This window comes from Methylorubrum sp. B1-46 (genome assembly GCF_021117295.1).
In the GTDB taxonomy this organism is placed as follows: Bacteria; Pseudomonadota; Alphaproteobacteria; order Rhizobiales; family Beijerinckiaceae; genus Methylobacterium.
In genome coordinates this window covers 1941502-1960422 of record NZ_CP088247.1, presented here as the reverse complement: position 1 = coordinate 1960422, position 18921 = coordinate 1941502, and the positions used below count along the sequence as shown (strand labels likewise).

The window sequence follows — 18921 nt, the reverse complement described above, 5'->3', positions numbered from 1 at the left end:
CGACTCGGAACACCTCACCCGAAATGCCGGGCCAGCGTCTCGCGGACCGTCTCGACCATCCGCTCCACCGGCACCGAGACCTGGGCAGGGCGCGCCGCCTTCCACTCGGCGTTGCTGGCGATCGCGTCCGCCGCGCGGGCACCCTCGATCAGGTCCTTGATCTGGACCTCGCCGGCCTCGCGCTCGTTCGAGCCCTGGATCACCACCGCGGGCGCGCGACGGCGGTCGGCATATTTCATCTGCGCCTTCATCCCGGCGGCACCGAGATAGAGTTCGGCCCGGATGTTTTCGGCCCGCAGCCGGGCGACCAGCGCCTGGTACTCGGCAATGTTCTCGCGATCGAGCACCAGCACGACGACCGGGCCGGGCTTAGCCGCGCCCTCGACCAGCGGACTCTTGGTGAGCCGCAGGGCCGAGAACAGCCGCGAGACACCGATCGAGAAGCCAGTCGCCGGCACCGGCTCGCTGCGGAAGCGCCCGACGAGGCCGTCGTAGCGCCCGCCGCCGGCCACCGAGCCGAAGCGGACGGTCTGGCCGTCCTCGTTGGTGACGGGGAAGGTCAACTCGGCCTCGTAGACGGGACCGGTGTAGTATTCGAGCCCGCGCACCACGCTCGGATCGGCGCGCACGCGGTCGTGGCCGTAGCCAGCCGCCTCGCACAGCCGCATGATCGCGTGGAGCTCGGCGATGCCCTCGCGGCCGGTCTCAGAATCGCCGACCACCGCGTGCCAGGAGCCGAAGAACTTCTCCCAGAACGCCATCCGGTCGGCGCCCTCGTGCGGGCTCGCCTCGAAGCCGACATAGGCCAGGATGCGCTCGATCGCGTCGTCCGCGAGACCAGCGCCCTTGGTGAAGTCACCGCTCTCGTCCTTGCGGCCAGGGCCGAGCAGGAGGCGCACGCCGTCGGCGCCGAGACGGTCGAGCTTGTCGATGGCGCGCAGCACGGTGAGCCGCTGGCCAGCCTTGTCGGGACCGGCGAGGCCGATCGCCTCCATGACGCCGTCGAGCACCTTGCGGTTGTTGACCTTGACCACGTACTGGCCGGCGAGCCCGAGCCGCTCCAGCGTGTCGGCCATCAGCATGCAGGTCTCGGCATCCGCGGCGACGGAAGCCGCGCCGACGATGTCGGCATCGAACTGCATGAACTGGCGGAAGCGCCCCGGCCCCGGCTTTTCGTTGCGGAAGACGTAGCCCGCCCGGTAGCTGCGATACGGCTTCGGGATTGCGTCGAAATTCTCCGCGACATGGCGGGCGAGCGGCGCGGTGAGGTCGTAGCGCAAGCTGAGCCACTGCTCGTCGTCGTCCTGGAACGAGAACACGCCCTCGTTCGGCCGGTCGAGGTCCGGCAGGAACTTGCCGAGCGTCTCGGTGTACTCGACGAAGGGCGTCTCCAGCGCCTCGAAGCCGTAGAGCTCGAAGGTCTGCCGGATCGTATCCAGCATCCGGCCCTGGGCCAGGAGGTCGGCCTCGGTGCGGTCGGGAAAGCCGCGCGGCAGGCGGGGTTTCAGAGTGTCGGCCTTGGCCATGTCGTCGCCGATCGGAGCGGTTCTTTGAAGGGAAGCCCGGCTCTATCGCAGGCGGCCGTGAGGCGGCAACCCGAGGAGGTGTCAGAACAGCCGGCTGCCGTCCGGCACCGGCTGGTCAGGGGCGAACAGCACGACGGCGCCGGCCGTGTCGGCAAAGCCCAGGGTCAGCACCTCCGACAGGAACTTCCCGATCTGGCGCGGCGGGAAGTTCACCACCGCCGCGACCTGCCGGCCGACCAGGGTCTCGGGCGTGTAATGCTCGGTGATCTGCGCGCTGGAGCGCTTGAGGCCGATCACCGGCCCAAAATCGATGACGAGCTTGATCGCGGGCTTGTGCGCCTCGGGGAAGGGCTCGGCCGAGACGACGGTGCCGACGCGGATATCGACGGCGAGGAAGGCGTCGAACCCGATTTTTTCGGATTCCGGGGCCGTGGGGTCGTGGCTGACATGCATGGGCCGGTCCAAGCGCGCGGGAATTTCCCGCTAAGTCCTCTCACAGCGTCAGGCGGTAGGCCAGCAGCGCGGCGAGGCCGAGGACGGCAAGCGGGATCTGCGCCGGCCGCAGGCGCTCGAAGAACAGGGGCGCCTCGCCCCGGCGCGCAGCGATCGGATCGAGGATCGTGATCTCGGTGAAGCCGACGATCAGCAGGCCGAGGGCGATCGCCGGCTTGCCCAGCGCGAAGGCGATGAGGGCGCCGTAGCCGAGCAGGAAGAGGCTCAGCATCGTGGCGATCTGGGTGAGCGTCGCCCCGCCCTCGGTGCGGAAGCTGACGCCCCGGCGCACGCCGGAGAGGAACAGCAGGATCGCGCAGGCCCAGAGCAGCGTCAGGGTGAAGACCGCCTCGGCCAGGGCGGCGGGCAGCAACCAGACCAGCACCGCCCCGGCGATGAAGGGCAGCATCGGGCCGTAGCCGAACACGACGCTGAGCCAGGGCACCGTGCGGGGCTCGTAGGCGCGGATCGTGCGGCCGGTCTCGTCGTCCAGGGTTTCGGCCATGCGCGCCTCGCGACCGGGGAGAAACGCCCGGTGAACGGTTGGCGCGCCGGCCTGTTCCGTGCCGGTCAGACGCGGCTCAGGCCGGCTTCTCGGCGGAAGGCGCGGCGCGGCGGCGCGCCTCGCGGCGGCTGCGACGATGCTGGGAGCGGCTGTCCTCGGTGGTGGCGGCGAGCCACCAGACCAGGGCGAGTGCGAGAACGCCCGCCGCGCCGAGCGCCAGGAAGGATCCGCTCCAGCCGAACCATTCCTGGGCAAGCCCCCCATACCAGGCCGAGAGTGCGCCGCCGGCCCCCTGCACGGCGTTGACGGAGCCGAGCGCGGTCTGAGTGCGGCCCGAGCCCCAGGTCAGGTCGGCCACCACCACCGGCACCGCGACGCCGATGATGCCCGAGGCCACGCCGTCGAGGATCTCGGCCGAGATGAGCCAGACGGGGTCGTCGATGAAGGCGGAGAGCGCCGCCCGGACCGGCAGGGCGAGGCAGGCGGCGATGAGGAGCTGGCGGCGGCCCCGCCGGTCGGCGAGCGAGCCGGCGGCGAGCGCCACCGGCACCATCACGAGCTGAGCCACCATGACGTAGCGGGCGGTCCAGGCCGTGGGGTTGTCCGCCGTGTGGACGAGCTTCTGCCCGAGCAGGGTCAGCATGCCGCCATTGCCGAGCTGGAACAGGGCCAGCGCCACGGCAAGCACCAGCAGCCGCCGGTTGGTGAAGATCTGCGCGTAGGAGGAGCGCGCCGGCTCCGCCTCGTCCTCCTCCTTGAAGCCCACCGCCCGGCGCCGGTTGAAGGCGCGGGCCGGCATCGCCAGCGTGGCGGCGATGGCCGCCGCCGCCATGCCGCCCAGCACCCAGAAGGCGATCTCCGGCCCGAAATGCGCGGTGCCGAAGGTGATGAGCCCGGCAGCGATCAGGATGCCGACATGGTTGAAGGCCTGGTTGCGCCCCTGCTGGCGCGGGAACGCCTCCTTGCCGACGACGCCGAGCGTCAGCCCCGTGACGGCGAGCAGCAGCAGCGTTCCGCCGGCGGCCGCCAGGAACTGCGCCGCCAACACCGGCACGAAGGAATGGGCCGGCATCAGGAGCAGCGTGCCGGCGAGGATCGCGGCGCACGAGATCACGATGAGCAGGCGCGGTCGCCCAAGCCGGTCGACCAGCGCGCCGAAGGGGCCGCTCAACAGCAGCACGCCCGCGCCCACCAGCGTGGTGACGAGCCCGACCTGCGAGGGACTCCACTGCCGCATCTGCGCGAGCCACGTGCCGAGGAACGGCCCGAGCCCGCCCTGGATGTCGCCGATGAAGACGTTGATCAGGGCGAGGTGGGTGGTGGGCGCCATGCTGTCCTTGGAGCTGAGCCGGCCGGGAAGCCGGGGGCGGCCCCCTAACGCAGCGCCGATCGAGGAGCAATGCAGGAGGCGATCACAGGGGCGGGACGCCCTGCCCCGCTTCAACGCCGCAAACCGCCTGCGCGTGGCCGCGACCGCTCGGCGCGGCGGGGCCGAACGTGGCCGATGAAAAAACCCCGGCGCCATCGGCACCGGGGTCTCATTCACAACAATCCGCAAGACCTTCCGGGTAGAGGGAAGGCCTCGAAGCTCCGCCTCAGGAGGCGAGCGGGGCGCCCGAGCCCTGGCCGGCCGCCTGGGCTTCCATCATCTTCTGCTGATAGAGGCCGACGAAATCGATCGGATCGATGTAGAGGGGCGGGAAGCCGCCATTGCGCACCGCCTCGGCGACGATCTGGCGCGCGAAGGGGAAGAGCAGGCGCGGGCACTCGATCATCACCGCCGGGTGGATCTGCTCCTGCGGGATGTTCCGCATGCGGAAGATGCCGGCATATTTCAGCTCGAAGGCGAACAGCACCTCGTTCTGGATCTTGGCATCGCCCTCCAGCGTCAGCTCGACCTCGAAATCGGCCTCGGCGATCTGCTGGGCGTTGACGTTGACCTGGATGTTGATCTGGGGCCCGCCCTCCTGCGGCTGCAGGGAGCGCGGCGCGTTCGGGTTCTCGAAGGAGAGATCCTTGGCGTATTGCGCCAGCGCGTTGATCGCGGGCGCGAGATCCTGGGACTGCGCGCCGTTGCCGTTCGGTGCCGCGGTATCGGCCATGGCGTCTCTCCTTACTTGCGTCGTCTTGCGCGCACGTGTTCCGCGCGAAGAGCGCCCCTCCGGCGCGGGCTGCGGCTACCATGCCCGTATGCGGCGAACAAGCCGAACCCGAGCGAGACGCCGTCGGCTCCGAGGGCAAGGTCCGGAACCTCAGCCCCCACACGGACGGGGCGCGCGCGAATGGGACGCGGAGCCTCGTCTCATTCGTTTGCCTGGAATAGCTCGCAGGTGCGCCCATATCACGATAAGGTCACGCACTTCGAACAGTCGGAGACACTCAGACCCAAGCGCCTATCAAGACGCCCGTTTCCGGCTCGATCCCCGCGCCGCCCTCGGCTAAGAGCCGGTTTTGCGAACCCTTTTCCGGTGACGGGCGGGGACCTCGCAAGATCATCTGCCGGAGCACGGTGGGCGGGATCTCAGGAACGGCCCTTCTCGTCCGGGCAGCCTCGCGGGCGCCGGATTTATATGTGCGACGGTCACGATTCGGATCGGTGATGCAGGATTCCTTCGACGCAACCACTCTGATTTTCCTGGCGCTGGCCGTCTTCGTGATCTGGCGGCTGCGCTCGGTCCTCGGCCAGAAGACCGGCACCGAGCGCTCGCCGTTCCGGCCGGTCGAGCGCAACCGCACCGAGCCGCCGGCCGCCGGCCGCGGCGAGGGCGACAACGTGGTGCGCCTGCCCGGCGCCGACCGCGGACAGGCCGCGGCGGTGCAGACCGCGCCCCGCGACTGGCGCGGCATCGCCGAACCGGGCTCGGCGGTTGCCCGCGGCCTTGAGCAGGTGGTTCAGGTCGAGCCGGGCTTCGAGCCGCGCGCCTTTCTGGAGGGCGCCAAGGGGGCCTACGAGGCGATCGTCATCGCCTTCGCCAAGGGCGATCGTAAAACTCTGCGCGCACTGCTCTCGCGCGAGGTCTGCGAGGGGTTCGAGCGGGCGATCTCGGAGCGCGAGAAGCGCCGCGAGACCGTCGAGACCACCTTCATCTCCATCGACAAGGCGGAGATGGTCGCCGTCGAGGTGAAGAACCGGGTGGCGCAGGTCACCGTGCGCTTCCTCTCCAACCTCATCACCGCCACCCGCGACGCGGACGGCAAGGTGATCGACGGCAATGCCGAGACCGGCGTCGAGGTGCCCGACGTGTGGACCTTCGCCCGCACGCTGGGCTCCCGCGACCCGAACTGGCAGCTCGTCGCCACCGACGCGGGCGGCTGATCGATCCGCGTCATGCCGCGTTCCCGCGTTTCCCTTCCGGCCGCAGCGGTCCTCGCCGCTGCGGCCGTTTCCGTTCCCGCCGCGTCGCAACCCGCGGCCGAACCACCGCGTGTGCCGCCGCAGGGGGCTCCCCAAGTGCCGGGCGCCGTACTGGAGCCGGTCGCGCTCGCCGCCCTCCCCGGCTGGCGCGAGGACGATGGCGCGGCGGCGCTCGACGCCTTCCGCCGGACCTGCGCCGGGCCCGGCCCCAACCCGCCGCAGGCCCCGGCGGTGACGGGCTCGCCCGCCGACCTCGCGGCCGCCTGCGCCGCCGCTGCCGCGGTGAAGCCGGAAGGCACGAAAAAATTCTTCGAGGCCCGCTTTTCCGCCTACCGCATCGTGCGCCCGGCTTCCGCGACGGAGCCGGAGCGCCGGGTCGGCTTCCTCACCGGCTATTTCGAGCCGGAGCTGACGGGGTCGCTCACGCCGGGCCCCGGCTACACCGCCCCCGTGCTGGCCCGGCCCGACGACCTCGTCAGCCTCGCCCCCGGTGAGACCGCGCCGGGGCTCGATCCGATCTACCGGGCGGGCCGGCGCACCGAGACCGGCCTCGTGCCCTATCCCGACCGCGCCGCGATCGAGGACGGGGCGCTCGGCGAGCGGACCCGGCCGCTCCTGTGGCTGCGCGATCCCGTCGATCTGTTCGTGCTGCAGGTGCAGGGGTCCGGCCGGGTGCGGCTTCCCGACGGAAGCGGGATGCGGGTGCTCTACGACGGCAAGAACGGCCAGCCCTATACCTCGATCGGCAAGCTCCTCGTCGCCGAAGGCCACCTGCCCCTCAACGGCCTGAGCCTGGAGCGCTGGACCTCCTGGCTGCGGGCCAATCCGGACCACGCCCGGCGGCTGATGCGGATGAACGCGTCCTACATCTTCTTTCGCACCGAGCCGGTGACGGACCCGGCCCTTGGCCCGCCCGGCGCGGCCGGCGTGCCGCTCAGTCCGGGGCGCAGCATGGCCGTCGACGGCAACCTGTGGCGCTACGGGCTGCCGTTCTGGCTCGAAGGCAAGCTACCGGGCCAGCCCGGACGCGGCCACCTCGTCGTCGCCGCCGATACCGGCTCGGCCATCGTCGGCCCGGCCCGCGGCGATCTCTATGTCGGCACCGGCGCCGCCGCGGGCCGGGCGGCGGGTGACCTGCACGACCGCATGGGGTTCGTCGTGCTGATCCCGAAGCCGGCGCCCGCCGCGAAGGACGCGGCCGTGCCGGAGGCCGCCGCCGGGGAGCCGCGGCCGTGAGGGAGCGGCCACCGCGGCGCCCTCGCCTGCTCTCACGCGAGGAGGCCCATCTCTGGGGCGAGATCGCCAAACTGATCACGCCGCTGCGGGGCCGGGCCCGGCCGCGGAAGGCGGCGGCGAAAGCACCGGCCGGCGAGGCGGAGAAGCCTGCCGTGCCGCCGGCGGTCGCGAGGCCGGCCGCGAAATCGGCTGCAAAACCGACAACCAAACCTACCCCGAAAACCGCACCGAAACCCGCCTCCCCTCCTCCGGCGCGACCGGCACCGGCCGTCCCGCTGCCGCGCACCGCCTCGAAGCCGCTCAAGCTCGGCGACCTCGCGCCCGAGATCGCTCGCGCTTCCGCCACGCCGGTGCCCGCTGCCGCACCGGGCGCGCCGGGCGCGCCGGGGCTCGAACGGCGCGAGCGGCGCGGATTGGAGCGCGGCACCCTGACGATCGAGGCCCGCATCGACCTGCACGGGCTCTATCAGGCCGAGGCGCACGCCGCCCTGGTCGGCTTCCTGCTGCGCTCCCGCGCCGCGGGGCATGCCCGCGTGCTCGTGGTGACCGGCAAGGGCGGCCAAGGTTTCGGCGGCGAGGGCTTCAGCGGTCCTGATCGCGGCTTCTCCGAGCGCGGCGTACTCCGGCGCAGCGTGCCCCACTGGCTGCGGGGCCCGGAACTGCGTGGTCTCGTGATCGGCTTCGAGGAGGCGGCGCGTCACCACGGCGGAGCCGGCGCCCTCTATGTGCGGCTGCGGCGGCGCTGAGCCCGACGATGAAACACCGGCCGATCCCGGCTCGGCGGCACCTGAGGTAAAATCAGCAAACGGGGTCTTGAGCCAGGTGGCGAAACGCGCTACGGAACCATGCTTTCCCATTGCAGCCGTGTCGCATTCCTCGGTCTCTTCGGCCCAGCGGAACCGATGCGTGGGCCGGGCCGCGCGCCCGCGACGGCTACGGATCCTGGGGCGCTTCCCCGGCGCCCGGCCCTGCTCCCGAACCGGCCGACTTCTTCCCGCCCTTCGTTGGTTGCATCTCTCCACATGACGTCACAGAACGACGCTCTCGCCCCCGTCGAAGCTCCGGCCGAAGCCGCCGTCGCGCCGGCCGATCTCGCCGCCCGACGCGAGGTGAAGCTCCAGGACCTCAAGTCCAAATCGCCGACCGAACTCATCACCTTCGCGGAGGAGGTCGAGGTCGAGAACGCCTCGACCATGCGCAAGCAGGAGTTGATGTTCGCGATCCTCAAGCAGCTCGCGGCCAACGAGACCGAGATCATCGGCGCCGGCACGGTCGAGGTGCTCCAGGACGGGTTCGGCTTCCTGCGTTCGAGCGACTCGAACTATCTGCCGGGCCCGGACGACATCTACATCTCGCCCACGCAAATCCGCCGCTTCGGCCTGCGCACGGGCGACACGGTGGAAGGCCCGATCCGCGGCCCCAAGGACGGCGAGCGCTACTTTGCGCTGATCAAGGTCAACACGATCAACTTCGAGAGCCCGGAGAAGATCAAGCACAAGGTCCACTTCGACAACCTGACCCCGCTGTTCCCGACGAAGCGGTTCAAGCTCGAACTGGACAACCCGACCAAGAAAGATTTCTCGCCCCGCATCATCGACATCGTCTCGCCGATCGGTAAGGGCCAGCGCGCGCTGATCGTCGCGCCGCCGCGCACCGGCAAGACCGTGCTGATGCAGAACATCGCGCAGTCGATCACCCTCAACCACCCCGAATGCTACCTCATCGTGCTGCTCATCGACGAGCGCCCGGAAGAGGTGACCGACATGATCCGCTCGGTGAAGGGCGAGGTCATCGCCTCGACCTTCGACGAACCGGCCACCCGCCACGTGCAGGTCGCCGAGATGGTGATCGAGAAAGCCAAGCGGCTGGTCGAGCACGGCCGCGACGTGGTGATCCTCCTCGACTCGATCACCCGCCTCGGCCGCGCCTACAACACCGTCGTGCCGTCCTCCGGCAAGGTGCTGACCGGCGGCGTCGATGCCAACGCCCTGCAGCGGCCCAAGCGCTTCTTCGGCGCAGCCCGCAATATCGAGGAAGGCGGCTCGCTCTCCATCATCGCCACCGCGCTGATCGACACCGGATCGCGCATGGACGAGGTGATCTTCGAGGAGTTCAAGGGCACCGGCAACTCCGAGATCATTCTCGACCGCAAGGTCTCGGACAAGCGCATCTTCCCGGCCATCGATATCACCCGCTCCGGCACCCGTAAGGAAGAGCTGCTGGTGCCGCCGGATTCGCTCAAGAAGACCTATGTGCTGCGCCGCATCCTCAACCCGATGGGCGTCACCGACGCGATCGAGTTCCTCATGGACAAGCTGCGTCAGACCAAGAGCAACAGCGATTTCTTCGACTCGATGAACACGTAAGGCGATCTGCCCTACGCAGCGGCTTTCCGGGACATCCCGGCGAGAGGCCGGCCGAGATGATCGGCCGGCCTCTTTTCGTGTCGGCCGCCCCTCGCATGATCCGTTCGGTTCCGCACCATCATCGCGAGGCGGAGCCGAAGCGCTCCAAGCGGCGCTCCCGATGACGAAGGACAATCCTGCCGGGAGCCGTGCTCCTTTCATGCGAAATTGTGCAGCAATCACAAAATCTTCGCGCCATCCGAACCTTCGGTGGAGTGTGACGTTGGCACGCCGTCACCGCCTCTCGGGGCGGTTCTATTGGGAGACGGCGCATGGCAACCCGCAACGTATCGGATCTCGTAGTCGAGACGCTCCAGCAGGCGGGGGTGCGCCGCGTCTACGGCCTCGTCGGCGACAGCCTGAACGGGATCACGGAAGCGATCCGCAGCCGCGGCGTCATCGACTGGGTCCATGTCCGTCACGAGGAGGTCGCGGCGTTTGCCGCCGCGGGCGAGGCGCAGATCACCGGCGAACTCGCGGTCTGCGCCGGCTCGTGCGGGCCCGGCAACCTCCACCTCATCAACGGCCTGTTCGACGCCCACCGCACCCGCACGCCAGTGCTGGCGATCGCCGCGCACATCCCGTCGAGCGAGATCGGCCTCAACTACTTCCAGGCGACGCGGCCCGAAGAGCTGTTTCGCGATTGCAGTCATTTCTGCGAGCTGGTCTCGGACCCCGAGCAATTGCCCAACGTCCTTGAGACCGCGATCCGCACGGCGGTGGGTCAGCGCGGCGTCGCCGTGGTGGTCATACCCGGCACCGTAGCGCTGAAGGAGGCGCCCAAGCGCGCCCTTGCCGCTCCGGCGACCCTGCGCCCTCGCGCGCCTGTCACCGTGCCGCCGGCGGACGAGCTCGAGCGCCTCGCCGACCTTCTCAACACCTCCAAGAAGATCACGCTGCTGTGCGGGCGCGGTTGCGCCGGAGCGCACGCGCCGCTGATGCGGTTGGCGGAGCGGCTCAAGAGCCCGATCGTCCACGCGCTCGGCGGCAAGGAGCATGTCGAGCACGACAACCCCTACGATGTCGGCATGACCGGCCTGATCGGCTTCTCCTCGGGCTACGCGGCGATGGAGGCCTGCGAGACCCTGCTGATGCTCGGCACCGACTTCCCCTACCGCCAGTTCTACCCCGAGCACGCGAAGATCGCGCAGGTCGATCTGCGGCCGGAGAACCTGGGCAAGCGCTGCCGGCTCGAACTCGGCCTCGTCGGGGATGTCGCCGCCACGATCGAGGCGCTGCTGCCGCTTCTCACCGGCAACGACAGCGCCCGCCACCTGGAGGCCAGCCTCAAGCACTACGCCAAGGCGCGCGAAGACCTCGACGACCTCGCCACCGGCAAGCCGGGGCGCAAGCCGATCCATCCGCAATACCTCACCCGGCTCCTCAGCGAGGCGGCGCACGAAGACGCTGCGTTCACGGCCGATGTCGGCACGCCCACGGTCTGGGCGGCGCGCTACCTCCGCATGACGGCCGGCCGGCGCCTGATCGGCTCCTGGGCGCACGGCTCGATGGCCAACGCCCTGCCCCACGCCATCGGCATCCAGGCGGCGAGCCCCGGCCGGCAGGTGATCTCGCTGTCGGGCGACGGGGGCTTCGCCATGCTGATGGGCGACATCCTCACCCTCCGCCAAGAGACGCTGCCGGTGAAGGTCGTCATCTTCAACAACGGCACGCTCGGCTTTGTCGAGCTGGAAATGAAGGCTGCGGGCTACCTCGAGACCGGCGTGACGCTCGAAAATCCCGATTTCGCCGCCATGGCCAACGCCATCGGCATCCATGCCCGCCGGGTTGAGGATCCGGGTGATCTGGAAGGCGCGATCCGTGACGTGCTGGCTCATCCCGGCCCCGCCCTCCTCGATGTGGTGACGAATCGCCAGGAGCTGGCCATGCCGCCCAAGCTCCAGGCCGAGCAGGTGAAGGGCTTCAGCCTCTACGCCCTCCAGGCGGTGATGAACGGACGCGGCGACGCCATCCTCGATCTGGCCAAGACCAACCTGCTCCGCTGAACCGGAACGGCACCGGCGCGGCTCTCCGGAGAGAGCCGCGCCGTATCGCCCGAAGCGGATGCCCGCGCATCGCCGGGCTGCTCCTGACCTGACCGGATCGACGCTGGCCGGACTGCCCCACGCCCAGCAGGCGAGCACGACGCTGAAACCCATTTCGGTCGAGGGCTGTCGTGGACCAGCCGGTGGGACGGGGCTGGCGCAGACCGCACCGCGTCCGGCGGCCCTGCTGGGTTCAGGTCGGCGACCAGCAGGAATGGCAGCCTCCGCTCCGCCGACACCGGCTCAGCCCGAGGAAGTGCCGGGCAGCGTCCGCAACTTGACCGTGATGCTGTTCGACGCGGTGGCGGCCGACGACTTCGCCAAGGTTGATCCATCGCTGGCGGGCATGCGACGTCAGGTCAACGTGAACAACGGGCTCGACCGCCGCTATCTCAACGCCAAGCGGGTGGCTGCTGTCGCGGCCGGCCCCGCCGGTTCACCGCAAGCCTGATCGATCGCTGGTGAGGCGAAGCCCGCCCTGACCCTCGTTACGCAAGATCTCCTCGATAGCGCCCTGACCGGGGCCTTCGCCTCCTATTCCGGCCGGCTTCGCCGCGACCGCGATCCGCGGGCCTGCGCGCTGCCGGAACTCGCGCGCGGCGCGATCCCCGACGGGATCGCCCTCTTCGCGGATGCCTATCCCGGAGCCGAGCGCAAGGCGGTCGCCTCGGTGTGGAGCGCCTACCTCTTCGCCGCGCTGATCGCGCCGACGCTGGCCGTGGGGGCGCGGCTCGGGGTCGCCGTGGCCGTGGAGGCGATCCGCTTCGCACCGGATTCGGGCTTGCCGGACACCCTCCATCTCGCACCGGACCTCGCTCTCCCCACCCCTCTCCCGGCCCAGGTCGACCGGCTGCTCGCCGAGGGCGTGATGCCGGTGATTCGGGCTCTGCGGGCCGAGACGGGGCTGTCGCACCGTCTGCTGTGGGAGAATGCCGGCGGTCATCTGATCTGGACGCTGAAGACGATCGCGCGGGAAAACGCGGACCGGGCCGACGAGGCGGCTGAGGCGCTGCAGGCTCTGCGCTGGCCGCGCGAAGCCTGCGCGGCGCTCACCCTGATGCGCAGCGACGCGTTGGCGGGCCTCGAGGCGCCGCGTCGCCGGGTCTGCTGCCTGCGGAACGGATTGCCCGGATTCTCCAAATGCGAGGGGATCTGTCCCCTTCTCAGGCAGTGTGAGAGGGGCGGCTGATTTCATCCTCCCTTGTCCTGAGGTGAATGCCGACATCGGCGGCGCCGAGGGGCTGTGAGCGCCCTTGGAGCGCGTTCCGGCGAAGGGGATACCGGTTCGTCGGAAGAAGGCACGACGGGCCATGAGGAACGAACATCGCCTCGGACCCGATATCGGGGAGGATGGTTGAGCGCTCAGCCGCCGCGCCCGGCTTCCGCGCCGAGGCCGCGCTGGACCTTCGAGCGCAGGCGCTTGTTCTGGAAGACCAGCGTGACGGTGGCGCTGCTGCCGCGGTCGGACCAGAGATAGGTCTCGAAGGTGCCGAGTCCGGGGATCGCCGCGGTGGCGTCGAGGGTGCCGCGGCAGCCAAGCAGGCGCTCGACCTCGGCAAGACGCATCTCGGCCTGGAGCAGCTCGAAGGTGCCGACGCTGATCGGACACTGCGTGCGCTCCGTCGGCGGCCGGTGCGCGGCGACCTGTGCCAGCGCCGGGCGGGGTAGGGCGGCGGGCTCGGGATCGGCGGCCGGCGGTTCCCCCCAGGTGCGGGCGGGCGGTATGTCACTCCAAGCATCGGGTAAGGCGGCCGGGACTGCTGCGGCGACCGTACGCGGCACGCCCGCAGGAAGGGCGCTACCGGCAGTTCCAGCGGTCCGCAGGGCGCTCGGCGCGCTGCCGCCGCTGCGCAGGCCCGGGATGACGGCCGGGGTGAAGGCGGGGCCCTGCCGCAGCCGGCCGCCTCCGGCAGGGGCATCCCCGCGGCCGGAGCCGTGCGATGCGCGTTCCTCGCCCGCGTCGAGCGGGGCTTGGGCATGCCCGGCGACGATGGCTCGACGCAGGGCCGCATCCAGGCCGCGCAGCTCGCGTGCGAGCCGCTCGCTTCGCGCGGTGCCGGCCGGGCCGGATCGGATCTCGCAATCCGCGTAGGCGGCGAGGGCGTCGCGGATCTCGGCGTCGGTCCACCGCCCGGCGGGCTTGCCGAACAGGTCGGCATCGCCCTTCGGCACAGCGGTCGCCGAGACGGTGCCGAGCCGGCCGAGCCGCTCCTCCGCGAGGGCACGGTGCGCGCCGCAGCCGCCCGCCGCGTCGAGGGTCACGCGGAACGGCGAGGGCGCGGCGGCAAGGGCAGGACCGCACGCGGCGGCGAGCAGGGCCGGTGCGAGGAGGAAGCGCATGGGGCGGTCGCCTGGGATCAGGTCAATCCGCCCAAGCGACCGGTTCGGCGTGAACGGACCCTTACCGCGCGGGCTGGAGCAGCCGAGATTCGGCCCCTATCCCTGACTGTTCGTTGACTGCTTCGTTCGGATCGACCGTATTCGGTCCCCGTGCATCATCCCAACAGGTGATCCCGGGCTTTCGGAGTGTTGCAAGAAGAGCGGGCCCTTGCGCATCGCGCTCGCTATCGAGTTCAGCGCGATGCTCCACCCCGTCGGCAGTTTTCACGGGAAAACAGCCGCGCTTCAGGTCCGCCCTGCCGGGGTCTTCGCCCGCTTGCGGCGGCGGACCAGCATGTTGAGAATCTCCACGCCCGCCGAGAAGGCCATGGCAGTGTAGATGTAGCCCTTCGGCACATGCGCCCCGAACCCCTCGGCCAGCAGCGTCATGCCGATCATGATGAGGAAGCCGAGGGCCAGCATCACCACGGTGGGGTTGGCGGCAATGAAGCGCGAGAGCGGGTCGGCGGCGAGCAGCATCACGGTCACGGCGGAGACGACGGCGATGACCATGATCGCGACGTGATCGGTCATGCCGACGGCGGTGATGATCGAATCGATCGAGAAGACGAGATCGAGGATCAGGATCTGGACGATGGCCGAGCCGAAGGTGATCGCCACCTGACTGCCGGGCTTGTCCTCCGGGTTCGGATCGACGCTGTGGTGGATCTCCTTGGTCGCCTTCCACAAGAGGAACAGGCCGCCCGCGATCAGGATGAGGTCGCGCCAGGAGAAGCCCTTCCCGAACACCTCGAAGACCGGCTCGGTCAGGTGGACGATCCAGGCCACGGTGCCGAGCAGGGCGAGCCGGAGGATCAGCGCGAGGCCGATGCCGATGCGCCGGGCCCGGCTCTGCTGCTCAGCCGGCAGCTTGTTGGTGATGATCGAGATGAAGATCAGGTTGTCGATGCCGAGCACGACCTCCATCACCACGAGGGTCGCCAGAGCGGCCCAGGCGGTCGGATCGGCGGCGAGTTGCAGCAGGCTGTCCAAGGGGAAGTCCACCCGTCGTCGGTCGGTTCAGAAGGGAAGAGGAAAGCGGCTCGTGGCGCCGGGTGCGGCGTTCGGCGGCGCGAGCACGCGCACCGCCTTCGGCACGACCTTGAAATGGGCCGGCGTCCAGGTGGTGAGTTCGCCGTCGGTGTTGACCGCCCGCGGCTTGCGGGTCGTCAGCACCAATTCCGTCGTCTCGAAGGCACGCACGTCCGCGGCCTTGCCGTGGGTGCCCCGGCGCAGGGCCGGTAGCAGCGCGATCAGCCGCCACCAATGGGCGACCTCCAGGCTGTAGAAATCGAGCCGCCCATCATCGACGGTGGCGTCTTCCTGCACTGTCATGCCGCCGCCGTAATGGCGGCCGTTGCCGACCGAAGCCTGGATCGTCGTCACCTTCTCGGTGCGGCCGTCATGCTCGATCGTCACCGTGAAGGGGCGCGCGCGGCGCAGCAGGCGAATCGCAGCGATGGCGTATCCCACCGTGCCCCAGGCCTTCTTGGCATCCGCCGTCAGTTCGCTGGCGAGGTCGGCGGAGAAGCCGACGCTCGCCACGTTGAAATAGTAGTGCCCGTTGACCCAGCCGAGGTCGATCGCCTTCTCCGGCGCCGTGGGGATCAGCCCCGCGGCCGCCTCCGGTTCAAGGGGCAGGCCCAGCGAGCGGGCGAGATCGTTGGCGGTGCCGAGCGGCAGGATGCCGAAGGGCAGCTTCGTCTCGACCAGGGCCGGCGCCGCCGCGTTCATGGTGCCGTCGCCACCGCCGAGGATGACCAGATCGACCGCGCCGGCATGGCGCCCGATCACTTCTTTGCAGTCGGTGCTGCCTTGAGGCTCGATGAGGTCGAGGCCGCCCTCGCGGAGGATCGTCCGGATTGCATCCAGCGGCGCGGAGCCGCTCCGGGCCTTGCCGTTCACGAGAAGGAGCGCGCGGCGCTTCTTCGGATTCGGGGTCGCGCTCACGCGCCCGCTCCGCTCGTGACCGGACGGAACAGGGAAACCACCATGGCCGGCAAAAGGCTGTCCTCACACGCTCAAGCGCCGCGTTCGCGCCAGCGTCGATAAGGATCCGACATCACGATCGACGCCTCGACCGTCAGAGGGGCCCGGACCCGTCCTCGGCAATCCCACCCAACGCCCCCGCCAGGAACGCTCGGCCTGTTCCGCCCTGCGGACAGGAGGAGCCGGGGACCGCCACGCTCAAGGTGGGAACTTCCCGCCTGTTGGCAAGGGGCCGGGAATCGGGACGTGCAGACGCACGCTGAGGGTGCAAGAGCACGCAAAGGGACCAAGAGGGGCACCCCCGTGTCGGGATCGCACCGGGGAGGGACAGCGGGGGTAACGGGCGCTCCGGCGCTGCGCCTGTCGCAAAGGGGAGCGGACACGGTATAGGAATGCGATCGGTGGCGAAGAGCGTGGAACCGTCGCGGTGCGGTCAAGCGTTCCGTCCCACCGACCGCCTCCCGCGGAATGCCCGCCGCCGTCATCCGTCCGAGGTGAGAACCGACGGTCGCCGGGCGCTTCGTGAGGCACCTTCAGGCCTGCTCGCCCGATCGGTCCCGTCATGCGCCCCGTCCTGTTTCTGACCCTCCTCCTTTCCTCGGCCTGCGCGACCGGAACCGTTCTGGCGCAGTCGGGATCGAACTGGGTCGATCCACCGGCGAAGTCCGACGCCTCCACGGAGGGCGAGCGGGCGAAGCCGTCGGCCAAGCCGGGCCCTCGCTTCGAGGCGGAAGCGGATGGGCGGGCCCACGCGCACCGGTCGGCCGCCCCCTCCCCGGCCCGGCGGGAGACACGCCGTCACGACCGCACCCGCGCGGCCGAGATGCGCCGCGAACGCCGGGCCGCCCTCCGCGAGCGGGCGCGCGAGCAGGGTCATGCCCATACCACGCGGACGGATCGCCTTGCCGAGCGCCCTGCCCCGCCGCCCGCCCGAACGGCGCGGAGCGAGCCGGATCCGCGCTTCTCGGACTGGGCCGTGACCGCACGGCGCCTGAGCCTCGACTATCTCGACAGCGTCTCGGCGCCCAACGGTGCGATGCTGGCCTCCGCGCCGCACTTCTACGGCGGAACGGTTCGCTTCCACGGGCGCGTCATGTCGATCGGGGCGCTCCTTGCCGAGAAGCGGCGCTTCGCCCGGCGCTGGCCGGAGCGGCGCTACGAGCCGCAGGGGGAGCCGCGGGTCGCCTGCGACGGGGCGAGCGCCACCTGCCTCGTGCGGGTCGTCCACGATTTCACGGCGCTGAGCCCGTCCCGCGGCGGACGCTCGCAGGGTGTCGCGGAACTCACCCTGACCGTGAGCTTCGCTGGCGGGGCTCCGGTCATCGTCGCGGAGTCGAGCCGCGTCCTGAGCCGCGCAGGCGCCTGAGACGGTCTCCGCTTGATCAAAGCGGGGATCGTCTCAGCAAGCCCGCGCGGCGCTTGAGCGAAGCCAAATCCGCCATCCCGAAGGGATCAATCGGATTTGGTATGACACGCGGGTTCAGCCGCCGCATCGACCGGATACTCAGGCCGGTCCATGCTGTAGAAGCCACCGACGGCGCCTCGAGAGGGGGCGCCTCGGAACGATCGAGAACAGGGCATCGCGCGCGTGAAGGGATCGGCAAAGGCCGCAGGCCGGAGCAAGGAGGAAACGGCGGCACCGCCCGAGTCGCCGGTCTCCGAGGACGACCGCCGCATCCGTGCGCTGATCCTGGCCGAACTCGACCGGCGCGGGGCGCGGCCGGTGGCACGCCGCACCCTGGCGCTCATCGCCGAAGGCTTCGTCGAGCCCGCCGACGGCGTGCCCGGCTACCGGATCGTCGACCGGACCGGCGCGGTGCGCCTGCGGGGCGAGGCCGGGACCGGCGTGCCGCTGACGCTGCACGACCTCGTCGAGGAACTGCGCGCGCAGCACGCCCCGTTGTTCCTCCCCCCTGCCCCCGAGCCGGAGCCGGAACCGGCCCGCGACACCATCGCCGACGTGCGGGCCGCGGGCGCCCGCTTCGTGGAGACGCAATCGGCCCTGGCGCGCTCCCTGGCCAACAGCTCCGCCGAACGCAGTCGGGCGCTCGCCAGCGCCGCGAGCGAGACCGTCGAGGGCTGGCGCAGCCGGCTCGCCGAGCGCCTGAAGGCGCGGCCGCGGCCCGCACCGGTCGGGACTTCCGTCGATCCAGCCGAAGCTGGGCAGACGGTGATTGGGCCGACGGCGGCGGAGCGCCTGACCGAGGCGCGCGCCCGCGTCGAGGAGGGCTGGCGGCGCGTGGCGGGCGGGGTCGAGCCGCGCCGGACCGCGGCGCGTCTGCGCGACCTGACGGAGGACGCGCTGGCCGCCGGCAGCCGCCGCCCGGTCGCGCTGATGGCGCTCGGCGCCCTGGCCGGCGCCGGCCTTGTCGCCGCGCTCTCGCTGAGTGGGCGCGATGCGGAGGAATCAGGGCGCCCCACACAGCAGACCACCGAGGCTCAGCCGCCGCAAACCGTTCCGAACGAGACGTCGCCGGCCGGGGGCCGCGCTCCGGCGAAGGATCCGGCGCCCGATGCCTCCACGGAGATGCCGCCGGCCGAAACCGAGCAGCCGCCCGAGCCGCAGCCGCCGCGCAAGGAGGCCAACGCCATCGTCGGCGTGCCCGAGGTGATCGATACCGCGACTCTGAGGGTCGGCGGCAAGGTCGTGCGCCTGTTCGGCGTCGAGTGGGTCCGCGGCGGTCAGGCCGACGAACTGAGCAAATACCTGCGTAAGCGCACGGTGACCTGCCAGCCGGCCCCCGGCAGCAGCGCGTATATCTGCACGGTCGAGGGGCGCGACCTGTCCGAGGTGGTGCTGTTCAACGGCGGCGGCCGCGCCTCGTCCGAGGCGACGCCGGATCTCGTCGCCGCCGAGGACCATGCCCGCACCGAGCGGCTCGGCGTCTGGAAGCGGTGAGGCGCTGAAGGCGAGAGCATCAGCCTGGAGATCGGATCCAGGCGGATGCGCCCTCCCCTTGGTTTCACATCGTCTTCTTTGCGAAAGCCG

The 18921-nt window shown here is 70.5% G+C and carries 17 protein-coding genes; 9 read left to right on the top strand and 8 right to left on the bottom strand.

Annotation, left to right across the window (positions count from 1 at the left end; genetic code table 11):
* Positions 1-14: 14 nt before the first annotated feature.
* From hisS to secB, 5 genes are all read right to left on the bottom strand, one after another.
* A complete protein-coding gene (gene hisS, locus LPC10_RS09135) occupies positions 15-1526 on the bottom strand; it encodes a histidine--tRNA ligase (RefSeq protein ID WP_231346402.1) in 1512 nt (503 codons plus the stop codon).
* A gap of 81 nt (positions 1527-1607) precedes the next feature.
* Positions 1608-1979: a tRNA-binding protein gene (locus tag LPC10_RS09130; protein WP_231346401.1), complete on the bottom strand. Its 372-nt coding sequence runs from the start codon at positions 1977-1979 to the stop codon at positions 1608-1610.
* Between the two features lie 40 nt (positions 1980-2019).
* Positions 2020-2523, bottom strand: a complete 504-nt coding sequence (locus LPC10_RS09125; RefSeq protein ID WP_231346400.1) for a DUF3429 domain-containing protein — start codon at positions 2521-2523, stop codon at positions 2020-2022.
* Between the two features lie 76 nt (positions 2524-2599).
* On the bottom strand, positions 2600-3853 hold the full coding sequence (locus LPC10_RS09120) for an MFS transporter (RefSeq protein ID WP_231346399.1): 1254 nt from the start codon (positions 3851-3853) through the stop codon (positions 2600-2602).
* A gap of 265 nt (positions 3854-4118) precedes the next feature.
* Positions 4119-4625 carry a protein-export chaperone SecB gene (gene secB, locus LPC10_RS09115; RefSeq protein ID WP_108939744.1) on the bottom strand — a complete coding sequence of 169 codons (507 nt, stop codon included), beginning with the start codon at positions 4623-4625 and terminating at the stop codon, positions 4119-4121.
* A 497-nt stretch (positions 4626-5122) separates the two neighbouring features.
* Between secB and LPC10_RS09110 the strand changes: the two genes are divergently transcribed.
* The 7 genes from LPC10_RS09110 to fhuF all read left to right on the top strand — a co-directional run bounded on the left by LPC10_RS09110 (position 5123) and on the right by fhuF (position 12753).
* On the top strand, positions 5123-5839 hold the full coding sequence (locus LPC10_RS09110) for a Tim44/TimA family putative adaptor protein (RefSeq protein WP_108939743.1): 717 nt from the start codon (positions 5123-5125) through the stop codon (positions 5837-5839).
* Between the two features lie 12 nt (positions 5840-5851).
* Positions 5852-7114, top strand: a complete 1263-nt coding sequence (locus LPC10_RS09105) for a murein transglycosylase A (RefSeq protein ID WP_231346398.1) — start codon at positions 5852-5854, stop codon at positions 7112-7114.
* On the top strand, positions 7111-7860 hold the full coding sequence (locus LPC10_RS09100; RefSeq protein WP_231346397.1) for a Smr/MutS family protein: 750 nt from the start codon (positions 7111-7113) through the stop codon (positions 7858-7860). Before LPC10_RS09105 ends, LPC10_RS09100 begins: the two co-directional genes overlap by 4 nt.
* A 276-nt stretch (positions 7861-8136) precedes the next feature.
* Entirely contained in the window at positions 8137-9480 is a 1344-nt protein-coding gene (gene rho, locus LPC10_RS09095; protein WP_108939741.1) for a transcription termination factor Rho, read from the top strand.
* A gap of 311 nt (positions 9481-9791) precedes the next feature.
* On the top strand, positions 9792-11525 hold the full coding sequence (poxB, locus tag LPC10_RS09090; protein ID WP_231346396.1) for a ubiquinone-dependent pyruvate dehydrogenase: 1734 nt from the start codon (positions 9792-9794) through the stop codon (positions 11523-11525).
* Positions 11526-11778: 253 nt separating this feature from the next.
* Positions 11779-12015, top strand: a complete 237-nt coding sequence (locus tag LPC10_RS09085) for a hypothetical protein (RefSeq protein ID WP_231346395.1) — start codon at positions 11779-11781, stop codon at positions 12013-12015.
* Positions 12016-12234: 219 nt separating this feature from the next.
* Positions 12235-12753, top strand: coding sequence for a siderophore-iron reductase FhuF (fhuF, locus tag LPC10_RS09080; protein WP_231346394.1), 519 nt, complete (start codon positions 12235-12237; stop codon positions 12751-12753).
* 173 nt (positions 12754-12926) lie between these two features.
* On the opposite strand, the gene LPC10_RS09075 is transcribed toward fhuF, so the two are convergent.
* The 3 genes from LPC10_RS09075 to LPC10_RS09065 all read right to left on the bottom strand — a co-directional run bounded on the left by LPC10_RS09075 (position 12927) and on the right by LPC10_RS09065 (position 15893).
* Positions 12927-13904, bottom strand: coding sequence for a hypothetical protein (locus LPC10_RS09075; protein WP_231346393.1), 978 nt, complete (start codon positions 13902-13904; stop codon positions 12927-12929).
* Between the two features lie 285 nt (positions 13905-14189).
* On the bottom strand, positions 14190-14936 hold the full coding sequence (locus tag LPC10_RS09070; protein ID WP_231347002.1) for a TerC family protein: 747 nt from the start codon (positions 14934-14936) through the stop codon (positions 14190-14192).
* Positions 14937-14963: 27 nt separating this feature from the next.
* Positions 14964-15893, bottom strand: a complete 930-nt coding sequence (locus tag LPC10_RS09065; protein WP_231346392.1) for a lipid kinase — start codon at positions 15891-15893, stop codon at positions 14964-14966.
* 601 nt (positions 15894-16494) lie between these two features.
* Between LPC10_RS09065 and LPC10_RS09060 the strand changes: the two genes are divergently transcribed.
* Positions 16495-17298, top strand: a complete 804-nt coding sequence (locus LPC10_RS09060) for a hypothetical protein (RefSeq protein WP_231346391.1) — start codon at positions 16495-16497, stop codon at positions 17296-17298.
* A 222-nt stretch (positions 17299-17520) separates the two neighbouring features.
* Entirely contained in the window at positions 17521-18831 is a 1311-nt protein-coding gene (locus LPC10_RS09055) for a thermonuclease family protein (protein WP_231346390.1), read from the top strand.
* Positions 18832-18921 lie beyond the last annotated feature (90 nt).